Origin of the sequence: Dyadobacter sp. CY326 (assembly GCF_021390515.1) — a bacterium.
GTDB lineage: Bacteria > Bacteroidota > Bacteroidia > Cytophagales > Spirosomataceae > Dyadobacter.
The window spans coordinates 326,609-344,664 of sequence record NZ_JAJUXI010000003.1 but is presented as its reverse complement, the minus strand read 5'-3'; the positions used below and the strand labels follow the sequence as shown (position 1 = coordinate 344,664).

Annotated in this window: 14 protein-coding genes; 7 read left to right on the top strand and 7 right to left on the bottom strand. The window is 46.0% G+C overall.

What is annotated here, in order from left to right; all coding sequences use genetic code 11:
- Window positions 1–26 precede the first annotated feature (26 nt).
- Entirely contained in the window at window positions 27–545 is a 519-nt protein-coding gene (locus LZG73_RS05825) for a DinB family protein (protein WP_233846830.1), read from the bottom strand.
- A gap of 162 nt (window positions 546–707) precedes the next feature.
- Here LZG73_RS05825 and LZG73_RS05820 point away from each other — a divergent pair, with 162 nt between their 5' ends.
- The 4 genes from LZG73_RS05820 to LZG73_RS05805 are packed head-to-tail and all read left to right on the top strand — an operon-like array spanning window position 708 to window position 6,890.
- On the top strand, window positions 708–1,322 hold the full coding sequence (locus LZG73_RS05820; RefSeq protein ID WP_233846828.1) for a TetR/AcrR family transcriptional regulator: 615 nt from the start codon (window positions 708–710) through the stop codon (window positions 1,320–1,322).
- 49 nt (window positions 1,323–1,371) lie between these two features.
- Window positions 1,372–2,736 carry a TolC family protein gene (locus LZG73_RS05815; RefSeq protein ID WP_233846826.1) on the top strand — a complete coding sequence of 455 codons (1,365 nt, stop codon included), beginning with the start codon at window positions 1,372–1,374 and terminating at the stop codon, window positions 2,734–2,736.
- Between the two features lie 5 nt (window positions 2,737–2,741).
- A complete protein-coding gene (locus LZG73_RS05810; RefSeq protein WP_233846825.1) occupies window positions 2,742–3,785 on the top strand; it encodes an efflux RND transporter periplasmic adaptor subunit in 1,044 nt (347 codons plus the stop codon).
- 18 nt (window positions 3,786–3,803) lie between these two features.
- Entirely contained in the window at window positions 3,804–6,890 is a 3,087-nt protein-coding gene (locus tag LZG73_RS05805; protein ID WP_233846824.1) for an efflux RND transporter permease subunit, read from the top strand.
- Between the two features lie 461 nt (window positions 6,891–7,351).
- Here the strand turns inward: LZG73_RS05805 and LZG73_RS05800 are convergent, their stop codons facing one another.
- Window positions 7,352–9,064, bottom strand: a complete 1,713-nt coding sequence (locus LZG73_RS05800; protein WP_233846823.1) for a hypothetical protein — start codon at window positions 9,062–9,064, stop codon at window positions 7,352–7,354.
- 400 nt (window positions 9,065–9,464) lie between these two features.
- Between LZG73_RS05800 and LZG73_RS05795 the strand changes: the two genes are divergently transcribed.
- The 3 genes from LZG73_RS05795 to LZG73_RS05785 all read left to right on the top strand — a co-directional run bounded on the left by LZG73_RS05795 (window position 9,465) and on the right by LZG73_RS05785 (window position 12,979).
- The gene (locus tag LZG73_RS05795) at window positions 9,465–11,702 is read left to right on the top strand and encodes a bifunctional alpha,alpha-trehalose-phosphate synthase (UDP-forming)/trehalose-phosphatase (protein ID WP_233846822.1); all 2,238 of its coding nucleotides are present in this window, start codon (window positions 9,465–9,467) and stop codon (window positions 11,700–11,702) included.
- Window positions 11,703–11,834: 132 nt separating this feature from the next.
- Complete coding sequence (locus LZG73_RS05790) at window positions 11,835–12,347, top strand: Crp/Fnr family transcriptional regulator (protein ID WP_310588391.1); 513 nt, start codon at window positions 11,835–11,837, stop codon at window positions 12,345–12,347.
- 68 nt (window positions 12,348–12,415) lie between these two features.
- Window positions 12,416–12,979, top strand: coding sequence for a DinB family protein (locus tag LZG73_RS05785; RefSeq protein WP_233846820.1), 564 nt, complete (start codon window positions 12,416–12,418; stop codon window positions 12,977–12,979).
- Here LZG73_RS05785 and LZG73_RS05780 read toward each other — a convergent pair whose 3' ends face one another.
- The 5 genes from LZG73_RS05780 to LZG73_RS05760 form a co-directional block, all read right to left on the bottom strand.
- Window positions 12,980–13,231, bottom strand: coding sequence for a hypothetical protein (locus LZG73_RS05780; protein ID WP_233846819.1), 252 nt, complete (start codon window positions 13,229–13,231; stop codon window positions 12,980–12,982). It abuts the gene before it with no gap.
- A gap of 230 nt (window positions 13,232–13,461) precedes the next feature.
- Window positions 13,462–14,532, bottom strand: coding sequence for a dipeptidase (locus tag LZG73_RS05775; RefSeq protein WP_233846817.1), 1,071 nt, complete (start codon window positions 14,530–14,532; stop codon window positions 13,462–13,464).
- A gap of 25 nt (window positions 14,533–14,557) precedes the next feature.
- Window positions 14,558–15,667 (bottom strand): D-TA family PLP-dependent enzyme, encoded by a 1,110-nt coding sequence (locus LZG73_RS05770; RefSeq protein WP_233846815.1) that lies wholly within the window; start codon window positions 15,665–15,667, stop codon window positions 14,558–14,560.
- A 55-nt stretch (window positions 15,668–15,722) separates the two neighbouring features.
- Window positions 15,723–16,196 carry a RidA family protein gene (locus LZG73_RS05765; protein ID WP_233846813.1) on the bottom strand — a complete coding sequence of 158 codons (474 nt, stop codon included), beginning with the start codon at window positions 16,194–16,196 and terminating at the stop codon, window positions 15,723–15,725.
- 424 nt (window positions 16,197–16,620) lie between these two features.
- Window positions 16,621–17,925, bottom strand: coding sequence for a gluconate:H+ symporter (locus tag LZG73_RS05760; protein WP_233846812.1), 1,305 nt, complete (start codon window positions 17,923–17,925; stop codon window positions 16,621–16,623).
- Between the last annotated feature and the right edge of the window lie 131 nt (window positions 17,926–18,056).

Here is an 18,056-nt window from a genome sequence, read left to right as displayed (position 1 = left end):
TCTTGAATGGCTAATAGATTACAATGTTACCGATCCCAGAATGCTGGCGGCTCCACACCCAATGCGCGCAAGTAAACATAACCTTGTGCACGGTGGTGAATTTCGTTGTCTATCAGATATAGCAATGTGTTTAGAATGGTGTTTTCGTACATTCCGAATGCCGCTTCTGTTTCGTAAAACCGATTGGGATCGATTTGTGGCCAAAGCGTCTCGATGTACTCAGTTACCAAATCCCAAAGGTTGAGCACTTCCTGCTTAGTTGTGGGAGCAGGCGTCGAATGGTCCAGGACCGGCTCGGAAAATGTCCAGTCTCCATAAGTGATGCCGCGGATGCCGGGAGCAGCCAGACCGACGATTTCCATGGTCAGCTGTGCGAATGTGCGCATGCCGCCGATTGAAAAGGTGTAGAACTGATCTTCCGGAAATGCTTCGATAACCCGGCGCGTCAGTTTGCGATGTCCTTGCCAGTGTTCGAGCAAAGCGTCTGTCGACAGCAATGTTGGTGATTGTGCAACTTCTTTGGTTTCAAGGCTGTTAGCTTCCATTTGTCAAAGGTTTTTAGTGATTTTGTTATTGAACATGACAAAGGAACAGCGGCCTGATGACAGCCGTATGTCAGCAGGATTTTTCTTTTTAAAAATATTTTTATCGATAAAAACGCTTTTACTAAACAGTGTTTATTATATTTACATCGAAAACGATTTGACATGGCAATTAAAGAGCGAAAAGAGCGGGAAAAGGCTGATATGAGAAATCTTATCATTGATTCGGCGACCCAGCTGTTTTTGAAACAAGGCTATGACAAAACGTCGATACGAAACATTGCGGAGGACATTGAATACAGCCCCGCCACCATATATCTTTATTTCAAGGACAAGGACGAGATTTTTTATGTGATCCATGAAAATGCCTTTGCGATTCTGGACAAACAGTTTCGTAAGCACGATGTGATCGAAAATCCATACGAAAGACTTATTGCCGTGTGCAAAACCTATGTGCGTTTTGCGATGGAAAACCCGGATTACTACGATTTGATGTTCATCATGCGTGCGCCGCTTTCTCAGATCAAATCGGAAGAGAAGTGGAATGCTGGTAATTGTGCTTTTGAATATTTGTTGCAAACCATTGATGCCTGTCTGGAAAGGAAGCTGATCAGGCCTGCGGATAAATACGTGTTGTCCATTGCCGTGTGGTCTTTCGGACATGGCGTTGTTTCCCTGCATGTGCGTGAGCGACTATGCGTAATGGGAATGCCGGACGATGTGATGTTGAGCATGATGGAGAGCTCCCTAAACTTTTTTCTTGCGAGTCTCAAAGCCTAAAAAAATTTGACCATGAATAAACAGTGTTTACTAAATAAACGTCATTTATATGAATAGACGGATTCTACGTTTGCGACGGCAAATCGCGTTATTTGCTGTGTTAGCAATGCTGGCCCAACCACTTCGAGCACAAGACAAAGTTCTGGAAGCCTATATCGCACAAGGTTTGAAAAACAATCAGGGACTGCGCCAGCAGGATTTTTTATTGCAAAAAAGTTTGTATGCGCTGAAAGAAGCGAAAAGCTATTTCTTGCCGGAAGTTAACTTTAACACATCTTATCTGGACTCGCGAGGGGGACGGAAGATCAGCATTCCGATCGGGCATTTGCTTAATCCGGTCTATTCGTCGCTAAACCAGCTGACCCATTCGACGGCATTTCCGCAGGTTGAGAATGTGAACCAGACATTCAATCCAAACAACTATTACGACGCGAAATTCAGGACTTCACTGCCGCTTTACAATCCTGAAATAGGCTTCAACACGAAGATCAGGAAAGAGCAGATCAACTTGCAACAAGCTGATTATGATGTTTATAGGCGGGAATTGGTTAAGGAGATCAAGCTCAGTTATTTTGCATATCTCCAATCCCAAGAGGCCGTTCGGATTCTGGAAAGTGCAGTGGCGCTGGCTCGTGAAAATCTCCGCTTTAACCGGGTGCTTGTGAGCAATGACAAAGCGATCCGGACCGTGGTGAGCCGTTCCGAGAACGAGCTGATCGGATTGGAAGCGAGATTGGAAGAGGTAAAATATCAATCCAAAAGCGCAGCTGCATATTTCAACTTCCTGCTGAACAGTCCGCTGGATACGCAGATCGACTTCCAAGCAGCGCCGCAAACGGAGCCGAACGCATTGGCAGTTGCCTCGGTGCGGCGCGAGGAGTTGGTGAAACTTGAATCGCTTTCAAAAATCAATGTGTTGTCAGGCCAGCTGGAAAAGGCTTCGTCACTGCCGAAGCTTGCAACGTTTATAGACTTGGGTTCGCAAGGAGATTTCCTTAATTTCAATAATGACACACGATATTATTTGTTTGGACTCACGCTGGACTGGCGTGTGTTCGCGGGAAATCGGGTGCAATACAGGACCACACAAGCGCAATTGGACGGTAAAGTGACCGGGGAGCAGATTAGCCAGGTGGAGCAGCAATTGGAGCTGCAATCGCAGACTGCGTCTAACAAATTGAATGCTTCGATCAAAATTTACCAGGCCTCCCGGAGCCAGACGGCGCTCTCGGAACAATATTACCAGGACCAGCAGAAGCTTTACCGGGAAGGGCAACTCCTTTACATTGAATTACTTGATGCACAAAATCGACTTGTGAGCGATCAGTTGCAACAAAGCATCGCTTATATGAATATGCAAAGTCGTTCCGCTGAACTGGAACGCGCACAAGCCAGCTATCCATTTTCAAATTAACTGTCATGAAAAAACGCATAAAACCAGGCATAATCGTCATTATCGCTTCCGCGGCGCTCGTGTTTGCAAGCTGCAAGGAGGCTAAGAAAGTCGAAGAAACGGACAGCACGATCCCTGTCAAGATCATCAGCTCCGCGGCACTCAGCCAGTCGCAACCCATTGAAACGTCCGGATTAATGGGTTCAGAAAACGAAGCGCAGCTCTCATTCAAAGTGGGCGGAATTATCAGGGAAATTTTGGTAAAAGAAGGCGACAAAGTGCGGAATGGCCAATTGCTCGCAACACTGAACACAACCGAAATCGCAGCACAAATGGCCCAGGCCGAGGAGAACTTTCTCAAAGCCAAACGGGACGCGCAACGAACACAAAACTTGTATCGCGACAGCGTGAATACGAAGGAACAATTGGAAAATAGCCTTACATCATTGAATGTGGCAGAAAAGCAATTGGAGATTGTGCGCTTTAATCTGTCGCAGTCGAAAATTTACGCGAATTCCGATGGTGTGGTGATCAGGAAATTGCAAAATGCAGGCGAGCAAGTGCAAGGCGGCGCGCCGATTTTATTTCTTAGCAGCACCAATAACAAGGATTGGGTGATCAAATGCGGCTTGACTGACAAAGATTGGACGCGGTTAAAGGGTGGTGAAAAGGCGGAAATCACATTCGACGCCTATCCACAGACTTTTTCAGGAAGTGTGTCCTCATTATCCCAGGGAAGCGACGCCACTTCGGGTTTGTATCAGGCCGAGATCAGGATTGAAAAGCAGCCTGCAAAGCTTGCAACGGGACTTTTCGCGAAGGTCAGCATTTATCCAAAAGAGAAAACAAACCTAATTTCCATTCCAGTGGATGCATTGATCGAAGGAGAAAGTGATAGCGCATTCGTCTTCGTCGCCGATGGCGGCAAGGCCGTGAAGAAGCAGGTTAAGATCGCTTTTTTGGAAGGTGAGAAAGCATTCATTCGGACGGGTGTCGACGCGGGAGCGCAGATTATCCGGGAAGGCTCAGCCTATCTGGCAGATGGTTCAGCAATTAAAATTGTCCAGTAACATTCAAACATTCTCGTTATGAAATTACCTGAATTTGCTGTTAAGAATTACCAATTTACCCTGGTAATATTTCTAGCAGTGTTAGCATTGGGCATTTACTCACTGATTTCGATGCCGCGAAGCGAAGACCCGGACATTCACCCGCCGCAATTTACGGTCGTGATTGTGTATCCAGGTGCAAGTCCTAAGGATGTGGAACAGCTTGTCGTCGATCCGATGGAAAAGAAAATTAATGAACTCGACGACATGAAACACGTAATTACAGACGTTCGCGATGGGCTGGCGGTGATGCAGGTGCAATACAAATACAGCAGCGATCCGGACGATAAATATCAGGAACTTGTTCGCGAGATTAACAGTCTGAGAAGCAATTTGCCTGCGGACATCAGTGACATTCGCATTAACAAGCAAATTCCTTCGGACGTCAGCATTTATCAATATGCGCTGATCAGTGAAAACGCGTCCTATGCGCAGTTGAAAAAGTATTCCAAGGACTTCAAAGAGCGTCTGGAAAAAATCAAATCACTGAAAAAGGTCGAATATTCGGGCTTTCCCGAGCGTCAGGTGAACGTGAGCCTGAATTTGCAAAAGATCGCTCAGCAAAAATTGACTCAGAATCAGGTTATCAGTGCTTTGCAAAGCGAGAATGTCAACATTCCCGGCGGGAGCATCAGCATGGCGACGAAGAAGCTGAACATTAAAACGAGCGGTAATTACCGGACATTGGATGAGGTGGCAAACACAATCGTGTCAACTTCGGGCGGAAAGGTTGTCTACCTGAAAGATGTTGCAGATGTGAAGCTGGGTTATGAAGATGAAACGCACATTACGCGGCTTAACGGCTTTCGTTGCAGTTTTGTGAATGTGAGTCAAAAAGAAGGAGAGAACATTATCGCTGTTCAGGACAAGGTTTTGCCAATTGTTGAAAAGTTTGAAAAAGAACTTCCCGCAAACATTGATCTGGTAAAAGTCTTTGATCAGGCCAAAAGCGTGGACCTGCGCTTATCGCATTTTGCTAGGGATTTTGGCATTGCGATATTGCTCGTGCTGCTCACGCTGCTCCCCCTGGGAACGCGCGCGTCACTCGTCGTGATGATTTCGATTCCGCTTTCGCTCAGCATTGGCCTTACGATCATGAATTTGCTGGGTTACAACATTAATCAGCTTAGCATTGTCGGAATGATCGTTGCGCTCGGAATTTTAGTCGATGACAGCATTGTTGTCGTTGAAAACATTGAGCGTTATTTGCGGCTTGGCTACAACAGGGTGGAGGCGGCCGTGAAAGCTTCTTCACAAATTGGCATGGCGGTTGTTGGCTGCACAATCCTGCTGATCTTCGCATTTCTACCCCTCGTTTTTCTGCCGGAAGGAGCCGGAGATTTTATCAGAAGTTTGCCACTTTCGGTGATCACGACCGTTTTTGCATCCATGCTTGTCTCGCTGACAATCGTTCCGTTTTTATCGAGTGTTATTTTGAAGCCGCATGCGAGTGCTGAGGGAAATTTCTTGTTGAGAGGAATGAAAAAAGGCATTCACAAGACATACGGAAGTGTTTTGGACAAAGCGCTTAAATGGCCGGCCACGACATTGATCTTGGGGGGATTGATATTTGCGGGTTCGCTGGCGCTGGTTCCGTTAATTGGCAATAGTTTGTTTCCCAAGTCTGAAAAACCAATGTTTTTGATCGACATTGAAACGCCGCAGGGGACGAATTTGAAAAAAACGAATCAGGTAACACGCTATGTGGAAGGCATTTTGAAGCAGGAGCCGCTCATTACTTCATTTGCAACCAATGTTGGCAAGGGGAATCCCCGGGTTTATTACAATGTGATCCAACGCAATGAAAGTGAGAACTTTGCCGAGATTTTTGTGCAGGTGGAAGGTTTGGAAACGGAAGAAAAAGTAGAAGTGATCGAGCGGTTGCGGAAAAAATTGGAACGCTATCCGGGCGCTGAAATAAAGGTCAAAGACTTCGAACAAGGCCCATTGATTGAAGCGCCGCTTGCTTACCGCATTTACGGCGAAAATTTGACTGATCTGCGTAAAACTGCATTCCGTGTCGCGGACTTGCTGAGCAAAACCGAAGGAACCATTTATGTCAACAACCCGCTGCTGGTGCAGCCGACGGACCTGAAAGTGAACATTAATAAAGAAAAAGCAGGCACATTAGGCATTTCTTCTGCCGACATCGACCGGACAGTGCGGCTTGGCGCTGCGGGATTGAATGTTGCAACTTACCGGGAGGACGTTGGAAAAGCGGATAACTACAATGTGAATGTGTCTGTTTCCCGAGATGCAGCCATTCAGGATTATGGTGTTTTTGACAAATTATATGTCACTGCTGCCTCAGGAGCGAACATTCCACTCAAAAATGTGGCGACGATCGCGTTCGAAAGCTCTCCAAATCAGATCAGACATTATGACAAGGATCGTTATGTGACCGTTTCGTCATTCGTTAAGCCCAGCTATAATGTGCAACGCTTGAATGAGGAAATTACCGCGAAGCTTGGGCAATTTAAATTTGAAAAAGGCCAGACATTTACTGTCGCCGGAGAAAAGGAAAGTCAGCAGGAGAGTTTTGGCGGACTGGGGTTAATTATTTTGGTCACTGTTTTCGGGTTTCTTGGCGTGCTGATTTTGGAATTTAAAACATTCAAAAGCATCCTGATTGTGCTTTCAGTGATTCCTTTGGGCATCGTTGGTGGCTTGGCAATGCTTTTCCTTACTGGCGAAACGCTCTCTTTTACAGCCACGATCGGCTTCATCGCATTGGTCGGGATTGAGGTTAAAAACTCGCTTTTGGTTGTTGATTTTACCAATCAGCTGAGGGCGCAGGGAACGGGCATTGAAGAAGCGATCATTGAAGCGGGAGAAATCCGTTTTGTGCCGATCCTGCTTACTTCGATGACGGCCATCGGCGGCTTGATCCCGCTTGTGATTGAATATAGCGCACTTTATTCGCCGCTCGCGCTCGTTTTAATTGGCGGATTGATCAGTTCAACATTGCTCTCGCGACTGGTTACGCCGGTGATGTACAAGCTTCTGCCTCCGTCCATTGCGCATGTTGAAGATGAAGAGCTTGCATTGGAGCCCATGTTGCATTGAGCGCTTGTTCCGAGCATTTGGCTTACAAAATTGAATCAATGTTATTTTAAAATTAAAAATGCCCTGAGCAAGATCGCTCAGGGCATTTGCTTTCAATCGGGTGTTTAGGAATCTGCCCGGAGGTTAAAGCAGAAAATAGTCAGTATGAGCCGGGGGGTTAACGTGCGCTTAACTGCTGTGACATAACTTGTGTAAGCCTGATCTTTTTTTGTGCCTGGGCGCTTTGGCCACTGTGCCATCTGCAAACGGACAGGATTAATAAAAGACCGAGGATTAAAGATTGCAAAAAGAAATACCTGGACTTGGCGGTTCGCATGATTTTGGAAAAAAAACTTCAGACGATTCAAATGTAGAAATAGCTTTGTTAACCCAGAGATTTGGGGCATTCCAAAAACATTCCAATTTGAAACATCTTGATTAACTGCGAGTTAATCGGCCATTAAAAATGCGGTCGTTGAAATCTAAATTGTGGAGATAACATCTTTCAGGTCAGCTTCTTCGGGAAGGTTGAGCTTTTTACGAATCCGATGCCGGATCACGCGCACACTTTGAACAGAAATTCCGAGCGTGCTTGCCATTTCTTTATAAGTCAGATTGAGTCTGGCCAATGCCATAAACCGAACTTCGGCGGGCGTGAGGCCAGGCAGTTTCTCGCGCAGACGGGACAAATAACCCACGTGGATTTTTTCAAATAGATTTCTGAAATATTCCCATTGCTCGTCTGTGAGGATCGTGATTTTCTGCAATTCCTGAACCGTCTCATCGCTGGCACTGCTTCCATAACGTGCGCTAAGTTCTTCGACCAGCTGCGTTTTTTCAGAAATGCTTCGTGTGAATTCTTCAAGCTGCATGGTGGCAAAAGTGAGTTCCTGCTCCGCCTTTTCAAGCTGATCCTTAACGAGCCGCTGTTTTTCCAGATTTTTGTAATAATAAGTTTTGTAAAAATACAACGCCATTACGCCCAGCAACAGCACAAGGACAAGGAGGATATTCCGTTCCAATGTTTTGATCTGCCTTTCTGCCGCCACACGTTCCATATCTGCCCGATGCGCATTCAATTGCGCTTTTTCACTGGCGCGCAGCATTTGCATGGAGTTAAAATCCTTTTCAAAAATATTCTTGATCCGATTAGCCGAATCCAGGTAAACGTTTGTCAATTTCAGATTTCCTTTGGCCGCATATACTTTCCCGAAAACCTGATAAAGCTGTTCGAGCGGCTTGTTATTCTGGCTCCTTACTACACATTGCCTGGCATACAACATGGCTTTTTCAGCCTCTGGAATTTTTTCCTCACGAATGTAAATGTCTGCCATCAAAGTAAGCGACCGCGCCGCCTGATCAAAGTCAAAAATAATGACGGCCTGATCAATGTTGGCTTGCAAAAGCGGCTTCGCCCGTTCGTAATTTCCTCTCAGATAAGCTGTTAATCCCAAATCGCCCTGTGCAATGCCTTTCCAGACATTGTAATCGATTATGGCGAGGTTTTTGAGTATTTTGTCAAAATAATAGTCAGCGGAATCGAGCCTTCCAAGCTTAATGTAACTGAGGCCAATCGTGTTGTGCGCAATGTTGTGAACGCCGCGCTGCTCCGGAATCACTTCCACGGTAAGGGCTTCACGCGAGTAATGAACAGCATTTCGGTAATCTGCGAAGAAATAATAGGCTTCCCCAATTTGGGTCAGAACGAAGGCCTTTTCAGGGAATTCCTTCCCGCTAACCTTTTGCAAAAGCGGATGCAGCATGAGATATTGGTCAAATGCGCGCTCGTAGTTTTTTGTATCGTACCAATATAAACGGGCGAGAAAGTGGTGTGCCCGAATGACAATCTGCATATTCCCTTCTTTTGCAGCCTTGTTGATAATGCCATGCAAATTCCTGACATTTTGTTTGATTTGCTTGGGGTAAAGCTTCAAGTCAAGAATGATCCGCGCCAATTCTGCCTCCAATATCAAGTCACGGTCGTTGTGCTTGATCGCGACCGCTTTTAGTCGCGCAACGGATTTATATGACTCAGTGGAATCCGGCTCTGAAATGTACATGTTGATAAACTTGCGCATTTCCGTGTAACGCTCGGGATGGCTCTTGTTAATTAGATTGTCGAATTCGGCAGCATTGGAAATCGCTGATGACAACAGGCAGGTAAAAAAAAGACACCAGTTAAATACGCCCTTCATGTAAGTTTTCGAGTTAGCCGATTATGGGTCAGGGCAAGCATAGCATGCTATACAAGTAAATTCAGGCAAAAAAAGTGGCGGCCATTGACGACCGCCCGCAACCCACAACAAAGAGTGGCACAGTATTAATCTGCGAGTACACAATTGTAGTCAGTGACTAATCTAAGGCATTAATGCCTGTATTTGTGTTCATTCATCACATTAGTTTATGGAAAACAGCAAATTGAATTTGCTTGCCATCAGCCGAAAAATCGGCTGGGGCCTCGACGAATCGGTTCCTATAAAATGATGAAAGAGGTTGCAGACGCTAAGCTAATATAAATCCTGACGACATCAAATTTTTCGTTTTCGATGCTCTACGCAGATTTCGGGCATTGATTTTTTAACTTTTTAAGGCTTTATGGAAAATTCAAAACATAACAAGGATTCGGGCAGATTAATCATTGTAGCCTACCGCTTACCCTTCAAAATTGTCAAGGAAAACGACGAGGTGCAATTGTTTCAGAATTCGGGAGGGCTCGTTTCGGCTGTGCTTTCACTCGTAAAAGAGCAGCCCGGATCAGCGTTTTCGTCCTCCCAGAAGATTCAATGGGTTGGTTTCTCTGAAAATACACGCGAGGAGCTGGAAGGACAAACGCTTGAAAATGACGATTTTGAGGCACACCCGGTTTTCATTCCCGAAGATGTGAATGAAAACTATTACGAAGGTTTTTGCAACAATCTCATTTGGCCATTGTGTCATTATTTTCCATCGCTAGCAAGGTTTGAGGACGATTATTTTGAGGCTTACCAGGTCGCCAACCGCTTGTTTTTTGATAAAATAAATGAGATCATTCAGCCGGGAGATGTAGTTTGGGTGCAGGATTACCAACTTATGCTGTTGCCGCAAATGATCCGGGAACAGCATGCTGAAAATAAGATCGGATTCTTCTTTCACATTCCGTTTCCTTCATTTGAGCTGTTTCGTTTGCTGCCCGTTGCCTGGCGGAAGGCCATCATTGATGGCATTCTTGGTGCCGACGTTGTTGGATTTCACACCAATGATTATGTTGAATATTTCCTCAAAGCCGCACAACTTGTGTCGGGGCACGGGAACAAGCTGCATTACATTAATATGAGCAATCGGATCGTGAAAGTCGATTCGTTTCCGATCAGCATTGATTTCAAAATGTTTAATGAAGCTTACTATGCACCCGAAGTGGAGGCAGCGCGGGCCGAGGCAAGGCATTCGTTGAAAGAAAAAATCATTTTTTCGGTCGACAGGCTAGATTATTCCAAAGGCATTATCCACCGGTTGCGAGGCTTTCAGCGGTTCTTGGAACGTTATCCCGAGTGGCATGGAAAAGTTTCCTTCGTAATGGTTGTGGTTCCATCCCGCGACACGATTGAGCAATATCAGCAGATGAAATCCGAGATTGACCAGGCGGTTGGCAGGATTAATGCGGATTTTGGCAACATTTACTGGCAGCCGATCATTTATCAATATCGCTCCATGTCTTACCACGAACTGGTTGGCATGTACACCGCCAGCGACGTTGCGCTGATTACGCCGGTTAGGGACGGCATGAACCTTGTTTGCAAAGAATATGTGGCGAGCCGGAAAGATCGGAAAGGCGTTTTGATATTGAGCGAAATGGCTGGCGCCGCAGCCGAACTTGGCGAAGCGCTTATTATCAACCCGCTTGATATTCAAGACATTGCAGATGCAATTAAGAAGGCGTTTGAAATGCCGGAAGAAGAACAAACCAAGAGAATGGATGCGATGCGCGAGCGTATCCGTGAGTATGATGTTTTCGCGTGGACCAATGACTTTTTTACGCAAATGACCATGCTGGAACAAGAACATGATCGCCTCAGACAGGTGTTTTTAACAAATACGGGAATCGATGGAATCCGGCAAGCCTACGAAAACGCGACCAACCGGATCCTGTTCTTTGATTATGACGGAACGCTCGCGCCCATCGTGCCCGACCCGTCGAAAGCCATTGTCTCGGACGATGTTAAAAGTTTGATTCTGGAAATCGCGAAGCGCGACACGGTGATCATCATCAGCGGGCGGGATCGTTATTTTCTGGACAACCTCTTCAAAGATCTTCCCGTGCACATTATCGCCGAGCACGGCGCGCTTGTCCGCACGAAAGGAAGCGAAAAATGGATTTTGAACGAAAATTACGAGGAAAACTGGAAGGAAAGCATTCGTCCAATCATGGATATTTATGCCAAAAGGTCACCGGGTGCATTCGTTGAAGAAAAAGAAACCTCGTTGGCCTGGCATTACCGGACTGCCGAGGATGAAGAATATGCGCAAAGACGGGCGCAGGAATTGTTATGGCAATTGAAAAATTACATTCAACCCGAGCTGAATTTACAAGTAATTGACGGAAGCAAAGTCGTTGAAGTGAAAAAAACGGCTTTCAATAAAGGCACTTCTGCACGAGATTTTGTAGACAGTGGAGATTATGATTTTGTGTTGGCCATCGGCGATGACACAACGGACGAGGATATGTTCATCGCATTGCCCGACACCGCTTACACAATTAAGATAGGTGATGATCTTTCCGCCGCCAGAAATCACATCAGAAGCCAGGAAGAGGTTTTTCATTTTCTTAAATTTATGGTTTCATCCATCGGGGCGTGACCGTGCAGATCTGCTCCTTGTAATTTAAGCCAGGTGCAAGAGAATTTATCGATAGGCAACGATGCCGGCCACATTAAAGCCCTCCGCTCGCTGATCAATGCCGTTAAGCCCCTCAATGATGCGGACTGGGCGATGTTTGCCGCCATTTGGAAACCATATTCAGCTGGCAGGAAGGAAGTTATTACTGCGGCGGGAGCGGCGGAGGGTTATTTGTATTTTGTAATAAAAGGCATTCAGCGCGTGTATTATTTTGATGACCAGGGTCGTGAAGCGACGCTGGTTTTCATGTATCCGCCTTCGTTTGGAGGCGTCGTGGATTCGCTGTTGCTCGGGCAGCCGTCGCGATATTATTATGAAACGCTGACGCCTTCCGAGTTTCTGCGCGCGCCGGTGAGCGAATTGCAAACTTTGATGGCTGAAAGGCCGCAAATAAGCGAAATGGTGCGCCTCGGTGTAACGCAGACGCTTTCCGGGATTTTAGAGCGGCTGGTTGAAGTGCAATGCTTTTCTTCGGAGGACAAGTTTAGAAATCTGCTTCGCCGCAGTCCGCACATTCTGCAATTGGTTCCGCATAAATATCTTGCAAATTACCTTGGAATCGATGCGACGAATTTCAGTAAGCTTTTGAATAAGATCAAAATTTGAAATGTTGGTTTTTACCAAGCTTTTAATGCGCTGCCGTTTGCAGTTTTGCATTACAAAACTTACACAAGATGAAACCGATAAACAAATCAGAACTGCTATACAGACTTGAAGATCAAGTCGAAACGCACATTGCAGACGCAATTGCGCTTTTTCAAAACAAGAGCGGGGAGTTTTTAAACAGGCCTTCCGAGACGGGAGGTTGGAGCATTGCGCAATGTCTGGATCACCTTAATAGTTATGGTGATTTTTATCTTCCGCATATTGAAAACAAACTTTCAGTCGCTCCTGACAGCGCTCAGAATACATTTTCCAGCTCCTGGATCGGCGCGTATTTTACCAACATGATGGACCCGCAAACGGGTAAAAAGAAATACAAGGCGATGAAAGGACACATTCCTGCATCAAAATTGAATGCGGAGCAGGTTGTGGCAGAATTTATCAGGCAGCAGGAGGAGTTACTTTCCCGATTGCGCCAGGCCCGGACCAAAGACCTGAACGCAATTAAAATTCCGACCTCGATAACAAAGCTTATTAAGTTGAATTTAGGAGATGTTTTTCAATTCCTGATCGCACATAACGAGCGTCATATGCAGCAGGCCAAAAGGAATCTGACAAAGGAAAGAGCATTCTGATCAGCTGATTGCCAATCCATTCGGCTCACTCAGGTTTTCCAATTTTACAAAATGACAAACATAACCAGCCGAACGCAAGACGGCCTGGATTTTGCTGAAATCGGATAATTCCGACGTCAGTGTCAGCAATAAATCCTGAAAGTCATAAGCCCAGTGCTTTACATTGAGCTGTTTGAGGCAATCGTGCAATCTCTGAAAGGATTTATTGTTCTTGATTTTGGTTCGAAATGAAATTTTATATGTGTTACGCATGGTCTCGGAAATTATGAAGGATAACTGGCAATGCGATCTGGCTCATAAAGTCCCAAGCGCATTGTTGTTCAAATATGCTCTTAATTTATAACTGTTCCAAATAAGAAATGTTAAAATGTCTTAAATGAATGATACAAAAAAAGCCTTGCAACGGTGACGTAAGTTGCAAAGCTTTTTGCTTATTCAGTTTATTATAATATTAAGATTTTATTAGATTCTTTCTCAGCATTTTATTTCCAGCTTCTTTCCAAAAAATCAACCCAATTTCGCCACATAATCTGCTCGATATCGTGACCAGAATAGCCACGTTTCTCCAAAATTCCGGTCATCGACTGCAAATCTGCGATCGAGTCCAAATCCATAGGCGACTGTTCTTTGCCATAAGCGCCATCCAGATCCGAGCCTATGCCTACATGAAGCGCATTTCCGGCAAGTTGGCAAATGTGATCAATGTGTTCGGCAACGTGTGCGATGGTCAACCCCATGCTTTCCGGCGTCGATTTGCCGCGCTCCCAGCCGGGCACCATCATCCAGGCGTCAAACGCCATTCCGATAACGGCCTTTCTTTCAAGCAGTTCCTTGATCATTTCATCGGAAAACTGCCTGTTATGCGGGGTGATTTTACGGACTAGGTTGTGACTCGCCCAAACTGGCCCTTTGAAGATTTCAAGCGCTTCCCAAAATGCCGTGTCGCATAAATGCGTGGCGTCCAGAATCATGTCCAGTTTGTCCATTTCCAGAAGCAAATCCTTGCCTTTTTGCGATAGCGGCTGGTCAGAATCTGTCCCATATGCATACACGCCAGGCCCATAATGTGCAGGCCCGATCGCGCGGAGCCCATATCCGTAAGCGATTTCAAGGTTTTTAAGACTAATGAATGAATCCGCACCTTCCAGGCTCAGAATATATCCGATGGGCAAATGTTCTGTGGATTCGGCATTTTGCCAAAGCGCCAAGTGTTCGTGCAAACCTTTCAAATCGACGATTTGCTTCATTTCGCCGACCTCTTCCATGGCTTTATACCAAGCAATTTGTGCCTGCGTTTGCGCCCATGCTTGTGCCTGGGAATGCCACCCGGGAATTTTGCTGTCTGGCTTTACAAAGCGGGCAATCTGCGTCGCAACACACATTCCGATATTTCCTTTCCGCATTTCCGGAAAACTCACGACGCCTTTGCCGCGGTCGGGCTTATCGGTCAGGTTGGCCTCGCGTTGCCGGATTGCGTGCAAGTCTTGGGTCAGGTCGCGGTTCCATTCCACAGCATTCATGGAAAGGTCGAGATGGGCGTCGAAAATAAACATTTATTAAGGTTTAGGATTTTACTATTTAAATGGTCAGGCGTCTGTTTCGCGCGACGATCTTCCATTCGTCGGCAACTTTCCCGTCATCAATAACAGAAGCGAAGTCGTGCAATGCAACGGTGGGGCATATGTGAAAGGGGAGCGCATAAAGCACATCGCCGATCTGCACCGATTCCCACACATCCTGACTGACTTCCAAAACACCGTGCTCTTCGCTTTGTCCGGTTAACTTGTAATTCGTCAGGTTCAGCAATTTGAAACGGTTTTCAATCGGATTTTCGGCAGCAACGGCTTTGTGTCCCAAATCAATGGTCACGATTCCGGCGGCAGGCTTCGAAACAACGCGAGTCAGCACCAATGCGGCATGTTCAAATGGCTGCCCGTCAAACCGGTCGCCATAACCCCAGTCCCAAAGCACATTGGTGCCCGGACTCAGAAAAACATTGGGACGCATGGCATGAACAGTGAGAGACGGCGAGCCACCCGCAATGATCATGGGTTCCGCGCCCGTGTGATTTTTGATCAGGTCAAAAAGCGGTAAAACTTTATCATAAGCCTCATCCACAGCCGCTTTCCGGTCGGTAAATTCCGGATTGCGCAAATGCCCGTCATACACGTGAACGCCTTGAAACGAAACATTAGGCAATGCGGAAATGTAGCGATATAAGGATAATAATGTTTCGTCGGTGACATGCCCAGAGCGATTCATGCCATTGTTGACATCCAGGAAAACATTTGCAGAAACGCCCGCGGCAATCGCAGCTTCGTTCAGCTGATCGGCGGATTTTTCGTTGTCAACCAATGATGCAAAAGTCACATCAACAAACTTTTCACGAAGCGTAAAAAGCCGTTGAATGTTTGGCCCCACCATTTGATAAGACAATAAGATCCATTTCGCGCCGGAATCTGCAAGCATTTCGGCTTCCGCAATGGTGGCGCATTTGAATTTATTAATGCCTTGCGCAAGCTGCATTTTCACAATCTCGGCAGACTTATGCGTTTTAACGTGCGGAATCAGTCGATCTGCATCGCCTGCGATCTTAATCATCCCACGGATATTATTCTCAATGCGATCACGATAAAACAGAAGCGAAGGAGAAATGACAAGCTCAGGATTGCGAAGTTGAAACCACATAGGGGGAAGTTTTGAATGAGTGAATGAGCGGGCGCCGCTGCGCTGAATGAGTGTATTATTTTTCTTCAAGTTCAAACATCACTTCAATCTCCACCGGAATGTTGTCTGGCAGGCTTCCCATTCCTACGGCGCTTCTTACGCCGATGCCGTTTTCTTCACCCCAGATTTTTGCGAAGAGTTCGCTGCATCCGTTGATAATAAAAGGGTGTTTTTCAAAATCCGGCGTGCAATTTACCATTCCTAAAACTTTGATTACACGTTTAATGCGATCCAGGCTGCCCAGGTTTGCTTTTAATGTTGATAAGATGGTCAATCCAACCTGACGCGCTGCAAGTTTTCCTGCATCGGCGTCCATATCCTTTCCGATTCTTCCCTTAATGAGCGTCCCGTCGTCCTGCACAGTGCCGTGCCCGGAAACGTAAACCCAGCGTTTGTCGACAATTAGAAGCGGCTTGTAAACGCCAAGCGGTTTTGGCGCAGGAGGAAGATTAAGGCCAAGTGCAGCAAAGTTTGATTCCGGAGTGTTCATCTTAATTTTGAATGAGTGAATGAGTGAATGATTGAATGATTGAATGAGCGGGCGCCGTTGCGCTGAATGAGTGAATGTGCTTGCGGCGCTGGATGATTGAATGATTAAATGAGCTGGTGCCGTTGCGCTGAATGATTGAATGACTGAATTTCAGTGAGCGGGCGGCGCTGCGCAGACCGGGTCTCCGGCGATAATTGATGACACGCTGGGCGATGAATGAATGACCAGGATGATTGAATGATAGACTTTTCTGGTGGTTGTTGAAAAAATGAATATGGACTTCCGCAAACAACATTGGATGTTTATTTCTAAAAATTTCAGTCATTCAATCATTCAGTCATTCACTCATTCAATCATTCACTCATTCAATCATTCAGTGCAACGGCGCCCGCTCATTCACTCATTCACTCATTCAAAATTCTTCCTAAACGAACAAATTTAGCACTAAAACGCCCAGTAATCCCATTACGGATACAATTGTTTCCATGACCGACCAGGTTAAAAGTGTGTCTTTAATGCTCAGATTGAAGTATTCTTTGAACAGCCAGAAACCGCCGTCGTTCAGGTGGGAAAACATCAAACTGCCTGATCCAATGGATAATACAAGCAGTTCGGGTGATACATCTGACGTAACCAAAAGTGGTGAAAGAATGCCAACGGTTGTGAGTCCGGCAACGGTTGCCGACCCTACACAAACACGGATTATTGCAGCAATTCCCCAACTTAATAACAATGGTGAAATGTTAACGCCTTTGAGACTTTCAGCAATGAATGTGCTCACGCCGCTGGCTGTCATGATTTCTTTAAAAACACCGGCTCCGGCAATGATCAGCAAAATTACAGAAACGCCCTTGAATGCTTCTTCCATGGATTTGCTGACATTTTTCATATTGAGGCCGCGACGAATCCCCAGCACATAAGCAGCAAACAAAACGGAGATTAACATGCCGAAATAAGGCTCGGCAAGCAGACCAATGATCTTGTTATCAGGATAAATGCGTTTAATTCCAGACATGGAAGTCAATAGAAAAACGGGCAGTAAAGCCGTGACAACGCTGATCCCCAATCCCGGGAGTTCGGCTGTTGGACGCGGTTTTACATTGAAAAGATCTTCGTCTGGTTTGGGTTGAAAGCGCTTTAATGTGCTTCCAAAAAGCGGCCCGGCAACTGCAATGGCTGGAATGGAGACGATGATGCCATATAACAATGTCTGTCCGAGATCCGCATTCAGCTGGCTGGCAATGGCCGCAGGCGAAGGGTGGGGTGGGAGATAACCGTGGGCCACCGACAGTGCGGAAAGCATGGGAACGCCTACATATAATAAAGGAAGACGCGCAGTGGCGCTGATCATGAAAATCAGTGGGATAACGATTACAAAGCCAGCATTATAAAACAATGGAATCCCGATGACAAAACCAGCGAGCGCCATGCCCCACTGAATGTATTTTTTCCCGAAGAGCCCGATGAGCGCGTCGGTTATTCTCTGCGCCGCGCCGCTGTCCGCCACCATTTTTCCGAGCATTGCACCAAAGCCAACGATGAGCACCAGATCGCCCAACGTGCCACCCACGCCTTTTTGAATTGCTTTGCTCACGGTTTCAACATCAAGCCCGCTTGCCAGTCCTAAACCAATGGAAACAAGTAAAAAAGATATAAATGTGTCGATTTTAAGCCAGGCAATGAGTGCAATGAGGGTCAGGATGGCAATAAATGTCAGTAATAAGGGCATAATGGGAACAGGGAAAAGTACGCGTTTAGGTTATAAGCTGGAAGAAAGTAAAATTTAATGATAGAAGCGAATTAAGTTTTGAAAGGATAATCTTCGGGTAAATTCCCAAGGATCACGCATATACGAAATGA